The following is a 16,061-nucleotide window of genomic DNA, read 5'->3' on the forward strand; positions in this document are numbered from 1 at the left end:
ACGGCTATCCCTTATTCTTTATATTGTTGTGCTGTTGCAGCCAGGCGTTGCCAGTGGTCGTCAGGCGGTATTTTTGCAAACGACTATTGGGTTTGTCCGGTATCGTCAGCTCGACCAGCCCGGCTTCCAGCGCCGGGCGAAGGTAGGCATCTCTGAAATGCGGGGTATGCTTCAGGCCCAGCGCTTCCTGTAACTCCGCTCTCTTCATTTCACCTTCCATCGCCATCAGCAGACGCCCGATCTCGGGAGGCACTTGGTCGGTCACTTGGTCGGTCACTTGGTCGGTCACTTGGTCGCCACCCGCTCCTGAGCGCCACTCCGCCTCTGGTCGCCAAGCCACGGCCGTGAACTGATTGCCCGCCGGGTCGTCCAGCAGATCGATGCGGGGCCAGGCTTCCAGGGCGCGGGGGATGCCGCTGCCCATGCCGCGATAGGGCAGAATATGGCTCGCGTGCTCGGTGAGCGTGGGGTTGCGGCGGATGGTCTTGCCTCGGCGGATATCCTCCGGGCTCAGGCTGTCCGGCAGGTGGCCGGGGCTGACGATCTCGACCCGGTCGGCGAAGACCATCAGGCGAATGGAGGCACTGGTGAAGTAGTCCCGGTGGATCAGAGCATTGACCAGCAGCTCTTCCAGCGCGGTTTCGGGAATCTCCAGCTCGCCCAGAGTGTTGAAGCCGCGCCCGTGCTGCACATGGTGCAGGTTGCGCTTGATAAAGGCGAAGGCGCCCCGGAACTGCTCCAGCAGGGTGCCCTTGATGTCCTCACTGTCCAGGTAGCGGGTATCGTGCAAGGCCGTGCCGGGGAAGGCCACCGCCTTCACTTCAAAGGCCGGGCGCCAGCGCTGGGGGGTGCGGCCAAACAGTATCAGCCCGGTCAGATTCAGCTCCCGGCCATCGCCCAGGCCCAGGTTCTGCAGCAACTGCTCGCGGGTGAGCCCGGCGTATTCACTGCTCTCGCCATAGCGGCGGTTGAAGTAGTTGGCAAAGGCCTTCTCGTCGATATCCTCGACTGACGTACCCGCGACTGGCACTACATCGGCGTAAACCAGCCCGGAGCGCTGGAACATGCGCTGCATTTCCTCCCGGGAGGTGACATGGCGCTTGTCCGAACCCTGCTTGACCCAGATACGGCCCTGGTTATCCAGGTAGGGCTTGGCCAGCCCATCGGGCACCTCCACCACCATCACAATCCCCTGATCCGTCTGCACGTTCTCGCTAAGCGGATGCACAGGCGGACGAACGTTATGAGAGGCCGCATTGCTAACCAACTGATTCAGCCGACGAATCGCGGCGCCATCCAGGCCCGCGATGGAGCCGTCGTCATTGACGCCCAGAAACAGCCAGCCCCCGCCGCTATTGGCAAAGGCGGCCAGTTCGGCGGCAAGGCCATCGGCGTTGGTGGCATTGCGTTTGAACTGGTGGCGGCTGTCTTCGCCACACGAAAGAATGCTGGTGAGTTCCGAAATATTCATGCCACCCCTCTGGGGTGTGCTTCAATCTCTGTATCCAGTTCTTGGAGAAAATCCACTATCAATGCTCGATCGACCGTGCGCTGATAGCGGCCTTCCACCTCTTCGAACTGCGACTTTAAAAAGATCCCTGCAAGAGCCACATCGTCTGGTATAGGCAAATAAACCAGATACTCATTCTCTCCTAGCCCAATTTCGATTGTCAGCAATACATTCAGTTGGTCAGAGGACAGACTAATATGCGGCTCGGAATAGGTGTCATTAACAGATTGATAGTCGGCCCTGAGCGAAGACAGCTTGATTCCTCCGGCGCTAAGCTGCTTGTAGAGACAAAATGTGAAAAGCTCTGCGTGTGCACCATTCATCTGAGACCGCTTTAGCAAATAGATATGGCCTCGCTCATCAATACGAATCATTTTTCGCTCACAGTAATCCAATACCGCAGGGCAGTGAGCAGCCTCTTGACGCCAGACTTCTAACGCTTTGTCGCCTTCGATCACACTGTTGAGCTGATCAGCAAGATCCACTCCTGGCGAAAGCTTGCTGAACAGTGTTTTGAGCAGAGCGCGCGACCTTTTCGCACGAGCGCCTGCGCCGCTGAGCAATCGCTTCCAACTAGCCTCTTCGGTTGTAGCATTCACTACGAAAGAACGGTTTCGGCCGCTCGGAAGTAGGTAATCACCCAACGTCAGGAGTGCCCTTTGCCAGAGGTACTTGCCTGGATCTAAGAGCCCCTGTGCCGAAAACATGGTTTCTGCCAACTCCAAATCTCTTAAGAAAGCATCCTGGTAATCAGCATGATCGGAGCTACTCCAACTTTCCGGCGCAGAGTCAGTACACTTTGCCGTCACTCCGGCGAACTCCAGAAGGAAGCCGACTTGGCCCCGGAAATAGCCATGAGCTTCAGCCCGATCGAGCAACGGCCGCCAGCCGTCGTCGGCCAGAATCAACTGCGCCTTAACCTTCTCCTCCTCAAGCTGCAACTCATTGAACCCGGTAACTGGTCTTTCTGACTGAGCCATATGGGTAAGGATGTCACTAGTGTGCTCCAGCATTACCATTACACCCTGCACGCTACGCCTGAAGTCATCGGGTCGATTATAGGCAGTATTCACCACCAGATTCCGGATGATACGCATCCACTCCTGAAAGGCGTCGACACTGCCCGAGCCATGGGCCAAAATAAACTGCGTATAAGCCACGAGCTGAACTAGCTCGACATAAGAACAGTTTGCGCCGTCAACAGTGATCTTTCTAAAGAAAGCCGGCTCGTTAAAATAGCGCGTATCCGGCAACAACTGGCGTAGCTCGCCACTAGGGGTACACCATGTGTCAAGAAGACCAACTAGGAAGCGCGTAAAAGGCTCGTCCAACCAGCACTGAGTATGAAAATCATGGTATGAGGGCGGATTAATGCCCTTCCGTAGCTTTCCAACATCATCCAAGTATTGGTCTGATTCAGGGGTACGACTCACCAGCGCCACTATACGAAATATATTCATGAAAGCATCGTCATACAGTTCGCTTCCTTTTTTTCGATGCTTCCAGAAAAGGTCGGCCCAGTTGGTATCTAAGCGGCGGGAAACGTACTCAGCCGCGTTAAACTGCTGGCCTCCAAGAGCGAATGTTTCGCCCTCAAGCTGACCTGCTAGCTCTTCTTCATAACGTGCCTTGAACATCTCAAAAGCAGTAAGTGGCTTACCGCGTGCGTTCATCTTGATATACAAATCATCGGATAGCCCGAAATTGCGCAGGTCCAACAACTGAAAGGTAATCGCCGGAGCCTTTTCATCCAGCAATCGCATAAACAGCCCCTCAGACAGGGCAAATCGCTGATGAATTGCATTCAGCATGTGCAATACCGACTGTATAGTCGGATCGAGCCTCCAGCTCCGGAAATACCAGGGTTGGTCGGCGATCAGTTTTGCTAGGTCTGACACATCACCAGGCGCATACCCGGGGCGATAACATGTCAATGCATCAAAAAACTCATTGCTGCTAGGCCTTGTGCTATAGGCGAAACGGGAGCGGCCATTGCAAAGAAATACCCTCTCAAAGGTAGTCCATGCTTCATCACTCCAAGCCAAGTACCAGTGCAAGAGATAAAGCGTTGTCAGCCGTTGCTGGCCATCGAGAGGGGTAAAACGGGTTTGACCATCCCCACCCTCGACGCTGCCGTAAACAAAATCGAGATTCAGAGGCAGCGCCGGATCGCCGGTAGGCTTTTGCAGCGCTCTCTCAAGTGCGTCTAAGAAAGCATCCCGCACCTCTGTTTCCGAAGGGCGCCCCTGCGCGTAATCGCGCTGAATCATCGGCACCCGTATAGTTCCGTGCCGGTCCAGCAACTGTTTGTAATTGATCTGGCTGCCGATACTACTCATCAGAGCGACTCCATATTTGCGCTGAAGAAATCAACCAATACGTCGGTAATGGTCGACACATAACCATTCCGATCAGCTTCACTCCAGAACATCAGGTTATCCACCTGTGGGCTGTAACACTTTAAGAACACATTGCGGGTACACAGAGGCACAAAAATGCCTGCCTGATCGAGCTCCAGAAGACGCTGGCGCTTTACGGCGAAGACCGCATTCTTGTAACCTCGGTTGGTACTTTCATCAAGCAGGGTCAGGTTCGAGATTCCATGCTCAGCATCCCCGTCATAGGCTTCATGAAAATAGTCAAGTACTCGAGGGTAAAGTCGCTCGAATAAGGCATTGGCGGCGTCCCCCTGAGATAGCTTTAAGAACTCTTGGATATTATCCTGTAACTGCGTTTCTACACCCTGTGACTTCAGGTAGCCAAAGGCATTCTCGAACCATCGCCGACGATCATGATGACGCTCAGGCCGATCATCTGTAACGGAGCGAATATGCTCGATGTCCCAGCGCTCTCGCTTGAAACTGTCAAACTGAAAACGCAGATTGGAGCGCCGGCTCTGCAGAATCGTAGCTAAGTTAAACAGCAGCAGAACTGCCCGAATTTCCCTCTGTCCAGATGAGGAAAGATAAGAAAGCTCCTCCAGCCGGTTGGCGACGCACTCACGAATTGACTCGCGCTCGTGTGGGCCCGGCATATCCTCACCCATGGTGTGCTTGAAAATTTGCTTGCGAATACCTGACTCGAAAACGCTCTTGGTGCAATTCTCGGCAATTGTTCGAATATCGCTAATCGACACTCCCTGGCTCACTAAGAAGCCAACCATGTGGTAGAGCACACGATTTTCGAACCACTCTTGCAGCATAAGAAAGCGCTGCTTGATCCTGCGCCACTCTCCCTCCGGTGTTGTGTTAGCCTTTTTAAGTTTCCGATTGAAGGCGTAGAAGACCGCATAGGCGTCGTGCTCCGAACCCGGAATCAACCCCTCTTCTTGGGCAACTAGGTCAAATAAGAAGCCAATGCGGCTCTGATCTGCCCCAGGTTCGTTGCTCAGAAAATACCAGAACGCATCAGATTGGAGTGATTTCTCCACTTGATCCCACTCATAGGCGATCTGCAACTGCGTACTGGTAGCTTCGGTGTCATCGGAGCCAGCGGTCCTACGCAAAAATAGCGCCCGAATCAACTCATCATTGGTCAACGGTATTTTGCCTACATTGAGACGGGTAAACGCTTCAACCGGGTTATCCGCTACCGCCAGTTCGAACCAGATGACCTTGGTTTGGTTAAGTAGCGCATCCTTGATTTTTTCAACTTCGCTGTCACGCTCAGAAAACCAGGCTTCAATGGTACTGATTGCGTGATAAAGGTGATAAAAGTCAATATTCCGGCCGGCTGCATCTTCATCAGGGTTGTCCAAAAATGCATCAAGCTCTGAGCGGGTCTCGTATTTTAGATTGAATAGCGTCTGACGGAACTTTTCGGCCAGGCGCTCATTGAAGTGACGCAGTATCAGAAGAAGCGTGGTCAGGCGCTGCTGGCCGTCAACTACTTCAAAATCGCCCGTTTCAGGGCGCGTTTTGATGACCAAAGGCTGTAGGCAATAGAATTCATCTGGCTGGGGATTTCGGCGTTGCGTAAACTCCTGGATGTCATCCAACAGCTGTTGCACCTGAAGCGGAGACCAGCGAAATCCTCGCTGATAGGCTGGAATGAAAAACTGACGTGCTTCACCGTCGGAGTCGGCACGTAGATCATTAACGGACCAAAGCGCGATCTGCTGATCACTCATACTCCTGCCTCCGCGACAGCTTCTGTTTCTATAAGCCGGATGCGACCAGTCAATAGATCCTGCATCATGGCCTGCTTTATGGCGGCGGTTTTGGTGCGGCTTTGCTCTAAAAACTGTATTTCAGTGTCTAGGTCGGATAGGACTGAAGAAATAGCTCGCTGCTCCAAAGGCTGAGGGCAGTTAATTTCGATATTCTCGATTGTTCGCGCACTCAAGCTCGGAACGCCGGATGCTTCGTTGTATTGAAGCCAGTCAATCATCAAAAACTGGTAGTAGAGGTACTTTGCGTCGTTATCTTCCTCAATAACAGAGTAGAATAATGTATCAACTGACCAAAAAGGCGTGGCCATATACCTCGGTTTATTAATCGTCCCTTTTCGCCCAATCAATACTGATGGCCGGTTATATAAGGCGTGCTTCGAAGTGCCGATTACTCCACTGGTTGCCAGAATAGGAAATTGGCCATCTTTCACTTCGACCTCGTGCTGATTTCTTCCATGACAAATTGTTAGCAACTCACCAATACGCTTAGTTTCCCACTCCTGCTCAAACCCCGGCAGGCGGGTTTGGCCGGTGAGGAGTTGTTGCATGGTGGCTTGTTTGATGTCGCGCTTTTTGGCGATCAGGCGGTCCAGTTCTTCGAGCAGGGCGTCTACGTCGCTTAGGGCGGTGGCGATGGCGCGTTGTTCGCTCACATCGCTTGGCAAGCCGATCGGCATTTTATCAACGATTGTAATATAAATGTGCTTGATCGTTGATCCACCTGCGTCTTCAATCATTCGTTTCTGATAGCTGTTGCCTTCCAGTAGAAACTTGATAAAAAGTGGGTCGGCCTTTCGGTTGGTGCGTATAACTGCCACTGATTGATTTATGCAAATAGTTTCTTCGCCAACAACGGCAAGGCGACCTAAAGTTCCGTCTTTAGTTAGCAAAATGTCGTTTTTTCTCGGTCTACTTTTGTCTGTGAGTAAATTTTTGTAAGCCTGAAGCGAAGTCATTCTTGCCGTGTCTAGCTGAATCCTACCATCTCCAATATCTGCAGCGGTAACCATGTAAATGCCACTTTCAACCGTCGGCATGGGATTGGTGAATCCATACGAAATAAAAGAAAGAAACGCTTCGAGCTTCTCACACTCCCAATCCTCTGGAATAGCTCCCACTTTAGTCTGTTTATACCCCTCCGGCACCGCCGGCTTGGCCGCTTTCAACGCATACCCCGGCGAAACTTCCCGAATTTCCATTGCCTCCCGATTCATACCCACTCAACCCCCATCCTTTTCAGGTGCTCGTCCACTTTGGACGAAAGCTCCTCCACCCGCTGGGTGATTTGCGGCAGGGGCGTGGCGTAGCGTTCGGTCAGTTGGCGTACGCGGCTGGTGAGGGTTTGGGAGACGCGTTCCAGTTCGCCCTGTACGGCGGCTTCCAGGGCGGTGAGCCATTTGTGGTCCACCACCAGGGTTTTGATGTCGGCTTCGTTGAGTTTGGGGTAGTGCTCGTAGGCGAGCTGATCGAGCTCGGCGTCCTGTTCCTTGATCTGCTTTTTCAGTTCGCTTTGGCGCTTTTCCAAATCGCTCCACTGTTTGAGGATCTTGGCTTCCTCGGCGTAGTCGGGGTTCTTTTTTATTTCCCTAAGGCGTTTGTTGACTTCGCCCCTGTTGATTTTGTCCAACTCGGCAAAGGCGCCGTCTTCGCCGCTGTGCTCTTTTTCCAGCTCGGTCAGTTGGCTGGCGAGTGTTTCCTGTTCGGTTTGCAGGGCATCCAGCTCGGCCTGTTGGTCGGCGAAGTAGTGCTCCACGATATAGGGCTTAGACAGCAGGTCGCAGGTCCAGCCTTTGTCTTTCATCTGGCCTTTTTTCTTGCCGCTGGTGATTTCTTCTTTAATGCGGCGGGTTTTGGCTACCCAGCCGTCGGCGGCGATTTCGTAGGCGTCGTCCTGCAAGGTCTCGTACCAGTAGTCCATCAGGTGTTGGTAGATGTCGTAGGGATCCAGCAGGGGTGCCCGGCGAAAGCTGTCGAGCAGGTCTTCGCCCACTTCGGTGATCAGTGCCTTGGGTTGGCCGTCTACGCCAAAGGCCTTGAGGCGCGGGGTGTTGCGCTGGCGCCAGTCCTTGAACAGGCCCATGACTTGCTGGCGGAAGCGGGCAAACTCTTGGTGTTCCAGAATCGTGGACTTAATGGCGGTAGCGTCCACCGCCGGGTCGGCGTAGCCCGGATGGCGGTTGGGTTGGAACAAGGCTCTGCGCAGCGCGGGGAAGACCTGCCAGTAGGCGGCTAGGCCCGGCATGGGCGGGATGGCGTTCGGGTCGCCGTCGATATCCCGCTCGGGGATGCCGCCGTTCAGGTGGGCGTGGATGTCGTGGCGGTCTTCCGGTTCGCTGGTGTCGATATAGCGCGGCAGGTTGAGGTTGAAGTCGTTTTTGGCGTCGGCGATTTCATCGAAGGGCACCATTCGGGCGTAGCGCGTTACGTCCATTTGCTTCTTGAAGGTATCCACCATGCGGTGGATGTCCTGCTCGCGCAGGCGGTTCTTGTTGCCGTCTTTGATAAAGCCTTTCGAGGCATCGATCATGAAAATGCCTTTCCTTCCCTGGGCGTTGTCCTTGTCCAGCACCAGGATGCAGGCGGGGATGCCGGTGCCATAGAAGAGGTTCGCCGGCAGGCCGATAATGCCCTTGAGAATGCCCGAGCGCACCAATTGCTTGCGGATCACCGCCTCGGCGTTGCCCCGGAAAAGCACGCCGTGGGGCAGGATCACCGCGCCTTTGCCGGCGCTGTTCATGGAGCGGACGATGTGCAGCAGGTAGGCGTAGTCGCCCTGCTTGGCGGGCGGCACGCCCCAACTGAAGCGCTGGTAGGCGTCGTCTTCCGCCGTCAGGCCGGTACTCCAGGCCTTGTCGGAGAACGGCGGATTGGCCACTACGTAGTCGTAGGTACGTAGCTTTTCGCCATCAAGAAATTTGGGGTTCGCCAGGGTGTCCCCCTGGACAATATTGGCGCCGGGAAAGTCGTGCAGGATCATGTTCATGCGGGCGAGGCCGGCGGTGGTCACGTCCTTCTCCTGCCCTTCCAGGGTAATTCGCTTGCCCGCCTCGGCCGCCACCTTGAGCAGCAAGGAGCCCGACCCACACGTCGGGTCATAAACCGTGGTGGCGCCCACGGCATTTTCGGGCGAGATACCGATGACCTGGGCGATCACCCGGCTGACTTCCGAAGGAGTGTAGAACTGACCCTTGCTCTTGCCGCTTTCGCTGGCGAAATGCCGCATGAGGTATTCGTAGGCATCGCCGAGGATGTCGTCGTGTTCAGCCCGATTCTTGGCGAAATCCAGCTCCGGCTTTTGAAAGATACCAATCAAGTTAGTGAGCCGGTCAACCATGGCTTTGTTTTCGCCAAGCTTGTTGGGATCGTTGAAGTCTGGGAAGTCACTGCGCGCCAAGCGAGCGTTGTTATCGATCAGCGGCTGGATAATCTGAATATTGATTTTGTCGCCGATATCGCTCTTACCCTTGAGCTGGATCATGTCCTTAAAACTGGCGCCCTTCGGGATCACCACCGGCGGCGCGAAATCGTCGGAATCCGCGTACTTGTCCGAGATGTACTTGATGAACAGCATGAACAGGACATAGTCCTTGTACTGAGACGCGTCCATACCTCCGCGCAGTTCGTCGCAGGAGGCCCAGAGGGAGGAATAAAGTTCGGATTTCTTGATTGCCATGTGTTTACGCTCCGCTTGGGCTTAATGCGTTGGGGAAAAGCTACTCTTCACTAAAGTAGTCACTGTCAATCTGCTTCACTTCATAGACCTGTTTGATACTCACACCCAGGTTGTTCTCCACCATCAGTTGCGCTAGTTCCCGGCCATCGAGCAGCACCACCTTCATGCTCAGGCCGTTAGCGGCCTCACGGGCGCCCGGGGAGAAATCGGAGGTGGTGATGAAGACTCCCTTGCGGGCGCCCTGACGGGTGAGCGCCCCGATAAACTTATCGATCTCTGGGCGGTGGACCGTATTGGCCCAGCGCTTGGCCTGGAGGTAGATCACATCCAGACCCAGCTTGTCTTCCTTGATGGTGCCGTCGATGCCGTCGTCGTTGGTGAGCTGGGTGGCCTGCCCGGCTTCCTTGCGGGAGCCGCCGTAGCCCATGGCCAGCATGAGGTCGACCACCAACTGCTCAAAGAATTGGGGCGAGGACTGGCGCACCTGAGTCAGAATCTCGTCAGCCAGGGCTTCCATCAGGGACTGATGGGCCTCGGCCAGGCGTTCGTCCGGGGTGGTCTGGTCCAGGTCGTCGGCCATATCCTGGCTGTCGTCAGTCTTGTCCTTGGGAGTGTGACTGTGAAAGCGCTCAAACTCAGGGAACTGTTTGAGCCAGCGGACGGTGATCCGATCAGGGCCATTGGCCAGCGCAGCCTGACCCCGGTCGGTGATTTCCACCATGCCACGCTGGGGAATATGCAGCAGGCCGGCCTTGTTCAGGTAGGTCCGCGCCCAGCCGACCCGGTTATTGATTACCGTTTGGCGGCCGGAGGGGAGACGCTGCTTGCGCTCTTCTTCGGTGAGCTGAAAGGCATTCGCCACGTGTTGCCGCACGTCCCCCAGGGCCAGGGGCTGCCCGTGGCGGACCGACTCCAGCACGGGACGCATTACAGTTTGAAAATCCGGAATCGACACGGTGGCTCCTCAATCTTTCGGGCGGGCTATCGGCGCGGAGCGTCGTCATCCAGCCTCTTATTATCAGCCGGAAACTCTATCACACCGAAGCCGGTGTTCCCGTCATATCAAACAACCGGATAACTCGCCTCACCCCAAAGCGCCCCGGCGTTATCCATCATCACCTCAATCACAACCGGCACCAGGTCCGCCAGGATCGCCACGCAGTCGCGAATCTGGTCGCGATTGACTTTGCCGCCCCAGGTGGCGCCGCCGTGCATGATCTGGTTTCTCAGTGTGTAGATGCGACTGAAGACGATGGAGAGCACCATCGGAGTGTTCTGCTCGGCCAGGGCTGAATGCGCCGCTTTCTTGGCGCCGTCGAAGCTGCGCTTCCACTGTTCTTCGGTCAGGTAGCCTTTCTGGTGGTTCCAGAAGCAGGGGAACACGTAGGGGTTATCCAACAGGACGCGGATCGCGTTCGGGTAGGCGTTCCACACCAGCTCGTCGAAGCGCTTTTCGCCGTCCAGGTCGCACAGTTTCCGCAGGAAGCTGTTGAAGGTGGCCTGTTCGTTGAGGTGGACGCGGTCGTCGATTTCCGTGGCGTAGGCGGCGTTGAAGGCGATCCACAGGAAGATGAAGCGACTGTCCGGGTCGTCTTCCTGTTCGGCACGGTCGAGCCAGCTCAAGGCGCGATGCACGCGCAGGCTCAGATTCTCCGGGTAGTTTTCGCGCTCGGCGCGCTGGCGCGCCTTCAGTTCTTTGTGGGTGCTCCCCATTTCCCCTCCAAATGCCCACCTTGGCGGACCGACGTTTATTGGCGGACTCATTCTGTCGTCGGTTCCCTATGCCGGTGTGCCGGCTTTTTTGAGAACCTTATCACATCGGAAGGAATAGGTGATTACCTTCATATCGCTGCCTCCACCCAGACGAAATTTGCCTCGCTGAGCGGCCCGGCGCCGTCCCAGCGGTAGGCGGCCAGGCGCCCGCCGTGGCGGGCGGCAACGCTGTAATCCAGGCAGGCGACGTGGTCGGTCAGGGGCTGGGGTCTGCCCTGGAACCAGTAGTGCCCGACGAACACGGGCTTGTCGTTGGCGTAGCCGGGGAGCACGCCGTCGGCCACGGGCAGGTCGGGGATCGCGTGCAGTGTGGTGTCGGGCACCAGGGCCACGTCGAGATAGGTGGCCGGCGCGGTTTGCCACCAGCGGGTGCGGATGTGTCGCCGGGCCTGGCCGTCTTTGTCGTGAAAGCCTTCGCCTTCGGGCAGTTCGATCTCCAGGCCTTTGAGGGTGGTTTCCACGGCCGCGAACAGTGCGTGGCCTTCGATGGCGGCGGGTGCCCAGGCGTCGGCGGGCAGTCTCGCGTGGTCGTCCAGCCAGGTGTCGAGCGTGTCGATGTGCGCCGGGTGCCAGCAGGCGTGCACCGCGCGGAACTCCGGCAGGTCCAGGTACAGCGGCAGGGTGCGGAACCAGTCCAGCACCTCTTCGTGGAGGTCCGGGTACTGCCCGATTTGCTCCAGGAAGGCTTGATGCTGGTGGCGGTTCTTGGCGGAGTGCGGGCGCAGGTACTCACCGGGTTGCGACGGGTCCGGCGTGGCCCAGGCCACCGCGTTGAACTCATGGTTGCCCATGATCGCCAGCGCTTCGCCGGCTTCGACCATGGCACGCACGACGCGCACCACCTCCAGTTGCTCGGGCCCGCGGTCGATGTAGTCGCCCAGGAACAGCGCCTTGCGGGTCGGGTGCCGCCACACGCCCCGGGTTTCCGTGTAGCCCAGCCGGTGCAGCAACCGCTTCAGGGGTTCCGCGTGGCCGTGGATGTCGCCAATGATGTCGTACATCGTGCGTCCTCGTAATTCGAAAGGTGGCATCCCTGCCCCAGTATCTATCCTAGATGGTGTCCATCCGTGACATCCGCCACTCTATGACTTCAGTGACGACACATCTATACTGGCTACATGAACACGTCCAGTTTTCAGGCAGGTCGCCATGCCAACCAATAAAGAGGGAGAGTGCCATGGCTCGCGTTAGCCGCAAAAGCGCCGGTGCATGGCCGGTACGTTGGGATCTGTTACTGCGCTACAGGTTGATCGAGGTGATGGCGCTCTGGGAGGGCCGGCTCACCACCAATCATCTGATGCGTGCCTTCGGCATCGGGCGCCAGCAGGCCAGCAAGGACATCAATACCTATCTGGCGGATTACGGGCCGGACAATCTGACGTATGACCGCTTCCTCAAGGGCTACCGCCCCACGGAGGCGTTCAAGCCGGTGTTCACCCAGGGCGTCGCCGACGAGTACCTGCAAATGATGCACGCCCGGGAGGACCTGGCCTGTTCCTTTGAGTCGCTGACGGTGCGCGAGCTCAACACCGAGGTGCTGCTGCCCCCGGCCCGGGATCTGCGTCCGGCGGTGTTGCGGCCGGTGTTGCAGGCCTGCCGGGAAGGCAAGCGAGTGGAGATCGAATACGCGTCGCTGGCGAACCCGGAGCCGGAGTTCCGGGTGATCCAGCCGCACACCGTGGTGCACACCGGCTACCGCTGGCACGTCCGCGCCTGGTGCGAGAAGAACGGGGACTTTCGGGATTTCGTACTCAGCCGGATCAGCGACCGGCCCGAGCTGGTGCTGCACGGGGACCGTGGCGCCGAAGACGACGAGGCCTGGCGGACCCGAGTCGTCGTGCGCCTGGGGCCAGATCCTCGCTTATCGCCGCCGCAGCAGGCCCTGATCGAGCGGGATTACGGTATGCAGCACGGTGAACTGCGCCTCGAGACCCGCGGGGCCCTGGTGAGTTATCTGCTCCAGCAGCTGCGGGTGGATACGCCGGCGGACCATCGCTCGCCGGAGGCACAGCAGGTGGTGGTTCTGAATCGGGATGAGGTGGAGCACTGGGCGGTTATGCCCGGCTAGCCGCCACCAATAGAGCCCCGCCCAAGGGTTTGCTATTCTGCCCCGCTTACGTCCCGTTACCCGCCGGGGCGCCACCACTCTTCAGAAAACAGGCGATACCGCGCTTATGGCAATGGACGACCTCTCCGGGCATACGCCCATGATGCGCCAATACCTCGGCCTGAAGGCCAACCATCCAGATCAGCTGCTGTTCTACCGGATGGGGGATTTTTACGAGCTGTTTTTCGGCGACGCCCAGAAGGCGGCCCGCCTGCTGGATATCACCCTGACGCAGCGCGGGCAGAGCAACGGCAAGCCGATTCCCATGGCGGGGATTCCCTACCACGCCGCCGAGGGCTATCTGGCGCGGCTGGTGAAGTTGGGCGAGTCAGTGGTGATCTGCGAGCAGATCGGCGATCCGGCGCTGGCCAAGGGGCCGGTGGAGCGCAAGGTGGTGCGCATCGTGACGCCGGGGACGGTGAGCGACGAGGCGTTGCTGGAGGAGCGCCGCGACACGCTGCTGTGCGCGCTCTATGAGGACGGGCCGCGCATCGGCGCCGCCAGCCTGGACGTGGCCGCCGGGCGCTTCGTGGTGACGCAGGTGGACGGCCATGAGCAACTGCAGGCGCTGTTGGAGCGCTGGCAGCCGGCGGAGCTGTTGATCAGCGAGGATCACGGCCTGCCGGGCCCGCTGAGCCAGCGGCCCGGTTGCCGGCAGCGGCCGCCCTGGGATTTCGACGCGGAGGGCGCGCGCCGGCAGCTTTGCCAGCAGTTCCAGGTGCAGGATTTGTCCGGCTTCGGCCAGCCCACCCCGGCGTCGGTGGCGGCGGCCGGGGCGCTGTTGCAGTACGCCCGGGAAACCCAGCGCAGCGACCTGCCCCACGTCACCGGGCTGACCCTGGAGGCGTTCGACGACGGCGTCGCCATGGACGCCGCCACGCGCCGCAATCTGGAGCTCACCGAAACGCTCACCGGCCAGGAGGAGCCGTCCCTGGCCTGGGTGCTGGACAGCACCGAGACGGCCATGGGTTCGCGGTTGCTCAAGCGCTGGGTGCACCGGCCGCTGCGCGACCGCTCGGTGCTCGGCGAGCGTCAGGACCGCATCGCCGCGCTGCGCGACGGCTGGCGCTTCGAGTCCGCCCGCCAGGTGCTGGACCGGATCGGCGATATGGAACGGATTCTCGGCCGGGTGGCGCTGCGCTCCGCCCGGCCCCGCGATCTGACGCGACTGCACATCAGCCTGTGCGCGCTGCCCGAGCTGCACGCCGCCCTGCCCGACGACGCGGTGTTCCAGGGGCTGCACGACCGGCTCAGCGATTTCCCGGATAAAGTGGCGCTGCTGGCGCGGGCGGTGATCGAGAACCCGCCCATGCTGATCCGCGACGGTGGCGTGATCGCGCCGGGCTACAGCGAAGAGCTGGACGAGTTGCGTTCGATCAGCGAGAACGCCGGCGCGGTGCTGGTGGATATTGAAACCCGTGAGCGCGAGCGCACCGGCTTTTCCACGCTGCGGGTCAAGTACAACCGGGTGCACGGCTATTACATCGAGCTGTCCCGCCGCGAGGCGGACCAGGCGCCGGTGGATTACCAGCGCCGCCAGACGCTGAAGAACGCCGAGCGCTTTATCACACCGGAGCTGAAGGAGTTCGAGGACAAGGCGCTGTCCGCGTCCAGCAAGGCGCTGAACCTGGAGAAGCGGCTTTACGAAGCGCTGATCGAGGAGCTGGCCGCCGATCTCGGCCCACTGCAGGCGAGCGCCGCGGCGGTGGCCGAGCTGGACGTGCTGGCGTGTCTGGCGGAGCGGGCGGAAACCCTGAACTGGGTGCGCCCCAATCTGGTGGACGAGCCGGGCATCGAGATCGTCGACGGCCGCCACCCGGTGGTGGAACAGGTGATGGACGACGCCTTCGTGCCCAACAGCCTGCAGCTGGACGATCAGCGCCGCATGGTGATCATCACCGGCCCGAACATGGGCGGTAAGTCCACCTACATGCGCCAGACGGCGCTGATCGCCCTGCTCGCCCACATCGGCAGCGCGGTGCCCGCCGCCAGCGCCCGCATCGGCAAGATCGATCGCATCTTTACCCGCATCGGCTCGTCCGACGATTTGGCCGGCGGCCGTTCCACCTTTATGGTGGAGATGTCGGAAACGGCCAACATCCTCAATAACGCCACGCCGGAAAGCCTGGTGTTGATGGATGAGATCGGCCGTGGCACCAGCACCTTCGACGGCCTCAGCCTGGCGTGGGCGGCGGCGGAGCATCTGGCCCGCAATCTGCGCGCCTACACGTTGTTCGCCACCCATTACTTCGAGCTGACGCAGCTGCCGGAGCATCTGCCCGGCGTCTACAACGCCCATCTCACCGCCAGCGAGCACAACAACCGCATCGTCTTCCTGCACCGGGTACAGGAAGGGCCGGCGAGCCGCAGCTACGGCCTGCAGGTGGCGCAGCTGGCCGGGGTGCCCGCCGGCGTGATCCGTCAGGCGGCGGACAAGCTGGCGGAGCTGGAAAGCGGTGAGCGGCCGGTGCCGGCGGCCCACTCCGAAGCACCCGCCCAGGCGGACATGTTCGGTGCCATCAGCGAGGTGGATAAAGCGCTGCGGGATCTGGACCCGGATGATCTGACGCCGCGCCAGGCCCTGGAGGCGCTCTACCGCCTGAAGCAGTTAAGCGACCACTGATAAACCGCGGCATTGACCACTTCGGTCAATCGCGGTGCCCGCGGCGCTTGCCAGCCCGGCACAGTCGGGTAGACTAGCGCGGCCCCGAGGGAGGGTCACGCGCCGAGCGGCTGGCGCCCCTGGCGATATACCCCAAGCGGGCCGGTGATCTGATAGAATTCAGTGCTGGCCCTGGAAAGAGAATACACCTGGCGAGGACAGGCT

General features: G+C 58.9%; 10 protein-coding genes. 2 read left to right on the forward strand and 8 right to left on the reverse strand.

Annotation, left to right across the window (positions count from 1 at the left end):
• Positions 1-4: 4 nt before the first annotated feature.
• The 8 genes from ISO4_RS05170 to ISO4_RS05205 form a co-directional block, all read right to left on the reverse strand.
• Complete coding sequence (locus tag ISO4_RS05170; RefSeq protein ID WP_194855391.1) at positions 5-1,471, reverse strand: Fic family protein; 1,467 nt, start codon at positions 1,469-1,471, stop codon at positions 5-7.
• On the reverse strand, positions 1,468-3,849 hold the full coding sequence (locus ISO4_RS05175) for a DUF262 domain-containing protein (protein WP_194855392.1): 2,382 nt from the start codon (positions 3,847-3,849) through the stop codon (positions 1,468-1,470). The genes ISO4_RS05170 and ISO4_RS05175 overlap by 4 nt, the downstream gene beginning before the upstream one ends.
• Positions 3,849-5,639 (reverse strand): DUF262 domain-containing protein, encoded by a 1,791-nt coding sequence (locus tag ISO4_RS05180; RefSeq protein WP_194855393.1) that lies wholly within the window; start codon positions 5,637-5,639, stop codon positions 3,849-3,851. Before ISO4_RS05180 ends, ISO4_RS05175 begins: the two co-directional genes overlap by 1 nt.
• Positions 5,636-6,880, reverse strand: a complete 1,245-nt coding sequence (locus tag ISO4_RS05185) for a restriction endonuclease subunit S (RefSeq protein WP_228547928.1) — start codon at positions 6,878-6,880, stop codon at positions 5,636-5,638. Before ISO4_RS05185 ends, ISO4_RS05180 begins: the two co-directional genes overlap by 4 nt.
• A gap of 11 nt (positions 6,881-6,891) precedes the next feature.
• Entirely contained in the window at positions 6,892-9,354 is a 2,463-nt protein-coding gene (locus tag ISO4_RS05190; RefSeq protein ID WP_194855394.1) for an HsdM family class I SAM-dependent methyltransferase, read from the reverse strand.
• A 40-nt stretch (positions 9,355-9,394) separates the two neighbouring features.
• Positions 9,395-10,282 carry a restriction endonuclease gene (locus ISO4_RS05195; protein WP_228547929.1) on the reverse strand — a complete coding sequence of 296 codons (888 nt, stop codon included), beginning with the start codon at positions 10,280-10,282 and terminating at the stop codon, positions 9,395-9,397.
• A 134-nt stretch (positions 10,283-10,416) separates the two neighbouring features.
• Positions 10,417-11,067, reverse strand: coding sequence for a HEPN domain-containing protein (locus tag ISO4_RS05200; RefSeq protein WP_194855396.1), 651 nt, complete (start codon positions 11,065-11,067; stop codon positions 10,417-10,419).
• A gap of 128 nt (positions 11,068-11,195) precedes the next feature.
• A complete protein-coding gene (locus ISO4_RS05205; RefSeq protein ID WP_194855397.1) occupies positions 11,196-12,128 on the reverse strand; it encodes a metallophosphoesterase in 933 nt (310 codons plus the stop codon).
• Positions 12,129-12,304: 176 nt separating this feature from the next.
• On the opposite strand from ISO4_RS05205, the gene ISO4_RS05210 reads away from it, so the two are divergent.
• The gene (locus ISO4_RS05210) at positions 12,305-13,195 is read left to right on the forward strand and encodes a helix-turn-helix transcriptional regulator (protein ID WP_194855398.1); all 891 of its coding nucleotides are present in this window, start codon (positions 12,305-12,307) and stop codon (positions 13,193-13,195) included.
• A gap of 106 nt (positions 13,196-13,301) precedes the next feature.
• Entirely contained in the window at positions 13,302-15,857 is a 2,556-nt protein-coding gene (gene mutS, locus ISO4_RS05215; RefSeq protein ID WP_194855399.1) for a DNA mismatch repair protein MutS, read from the forward strand.
• The last annotated feature ends 204 nt before the right edge of the window (positions 15,858-16,061 follow it).

It is taken from the genome of Alloalcanivorax venustensis ISO4 (assembly GCF_015356855.1).
Lineage (GTDB): Bacteria > Pseudomonadota > Gammaproteobacteria > Pseudomonadales > Alcanivoracaceae > Alloalcanivorax > Alloalcanivorax venustensis.

Bases quoted from the DNA above. Each gene is read 5' to 3' on its own strand.
- ISO4_RS05200 (WP_194855396.1), bottom strand. From the start codon at position 11,067: ATGGGGAGCACCCACAAAGAACTGAAGGCGCGCCAGCGCGCCGAGCGC.
- ISO4_RS05195 (WP_228547929.1), bottom strand. From the start codon at position 10,282: ATGCGTCCCGTGCTGGAGTCGGTCCGCCACGGGCAGCCCCTGGCCCTG.
- ISO4_RS05170 (WP_194855391.1), bottom strand. From the start codon at position 1,471: ATGAATATTTCGGAACTCACCAGCATTCTTTCGTGTGGCGAAGACAGC.
- ISO4_RS05205 (WP_194855397.1), bottom strand. From the start codon at position 12,128: ATGTACGACATCATTGGCGACATCCACGGCCACGCGGAACCCCTGAAG.
- ISO4_RS05175 (WP_194855392.1), bottom strand. From the start codon at position 3,849: ATGAGTAGTATCGGCAGCCAGATCAATTACAAACAGTTGCTGGACCGG.
- mutS (WP_194855399.1), top strand. From the start codon at position 13,302: ATGGCAATGGACGACCTCTCCGGGCATACGCCCATGATGCGCCAATAC.
- ISO4_RS05185 (WP_228547928.1), bottom strand. From the start codon at position 6,880: ATGGAAATTCGGGAAGTTTCGCCGGGGTATGCGTTGAAAGCGGCCAAG.
- ISO4_RS05180 (WP_194855393.1), bottom strand. From the start codon at position 5,639: ATGAGTGATCAGCAGATCGCGCTTTGGTCCGTTAATGATCTACGTGCC.
- ISO4_RS05190 (WP_194855394.1), bottom strand. From the start codon at position 9,354: ATGGCAATCAAGAAATCCGAACTTTATTCCTCCCTCTGGGCCTCCTGC.
- ISO4_RS05210 (WP_194855398.1), top strand. From the start codon at position 12,305: ATGGCTCGCGTTAGCCGCAAAAGCGCCGGTGCATGGCCGGTACGTTGG.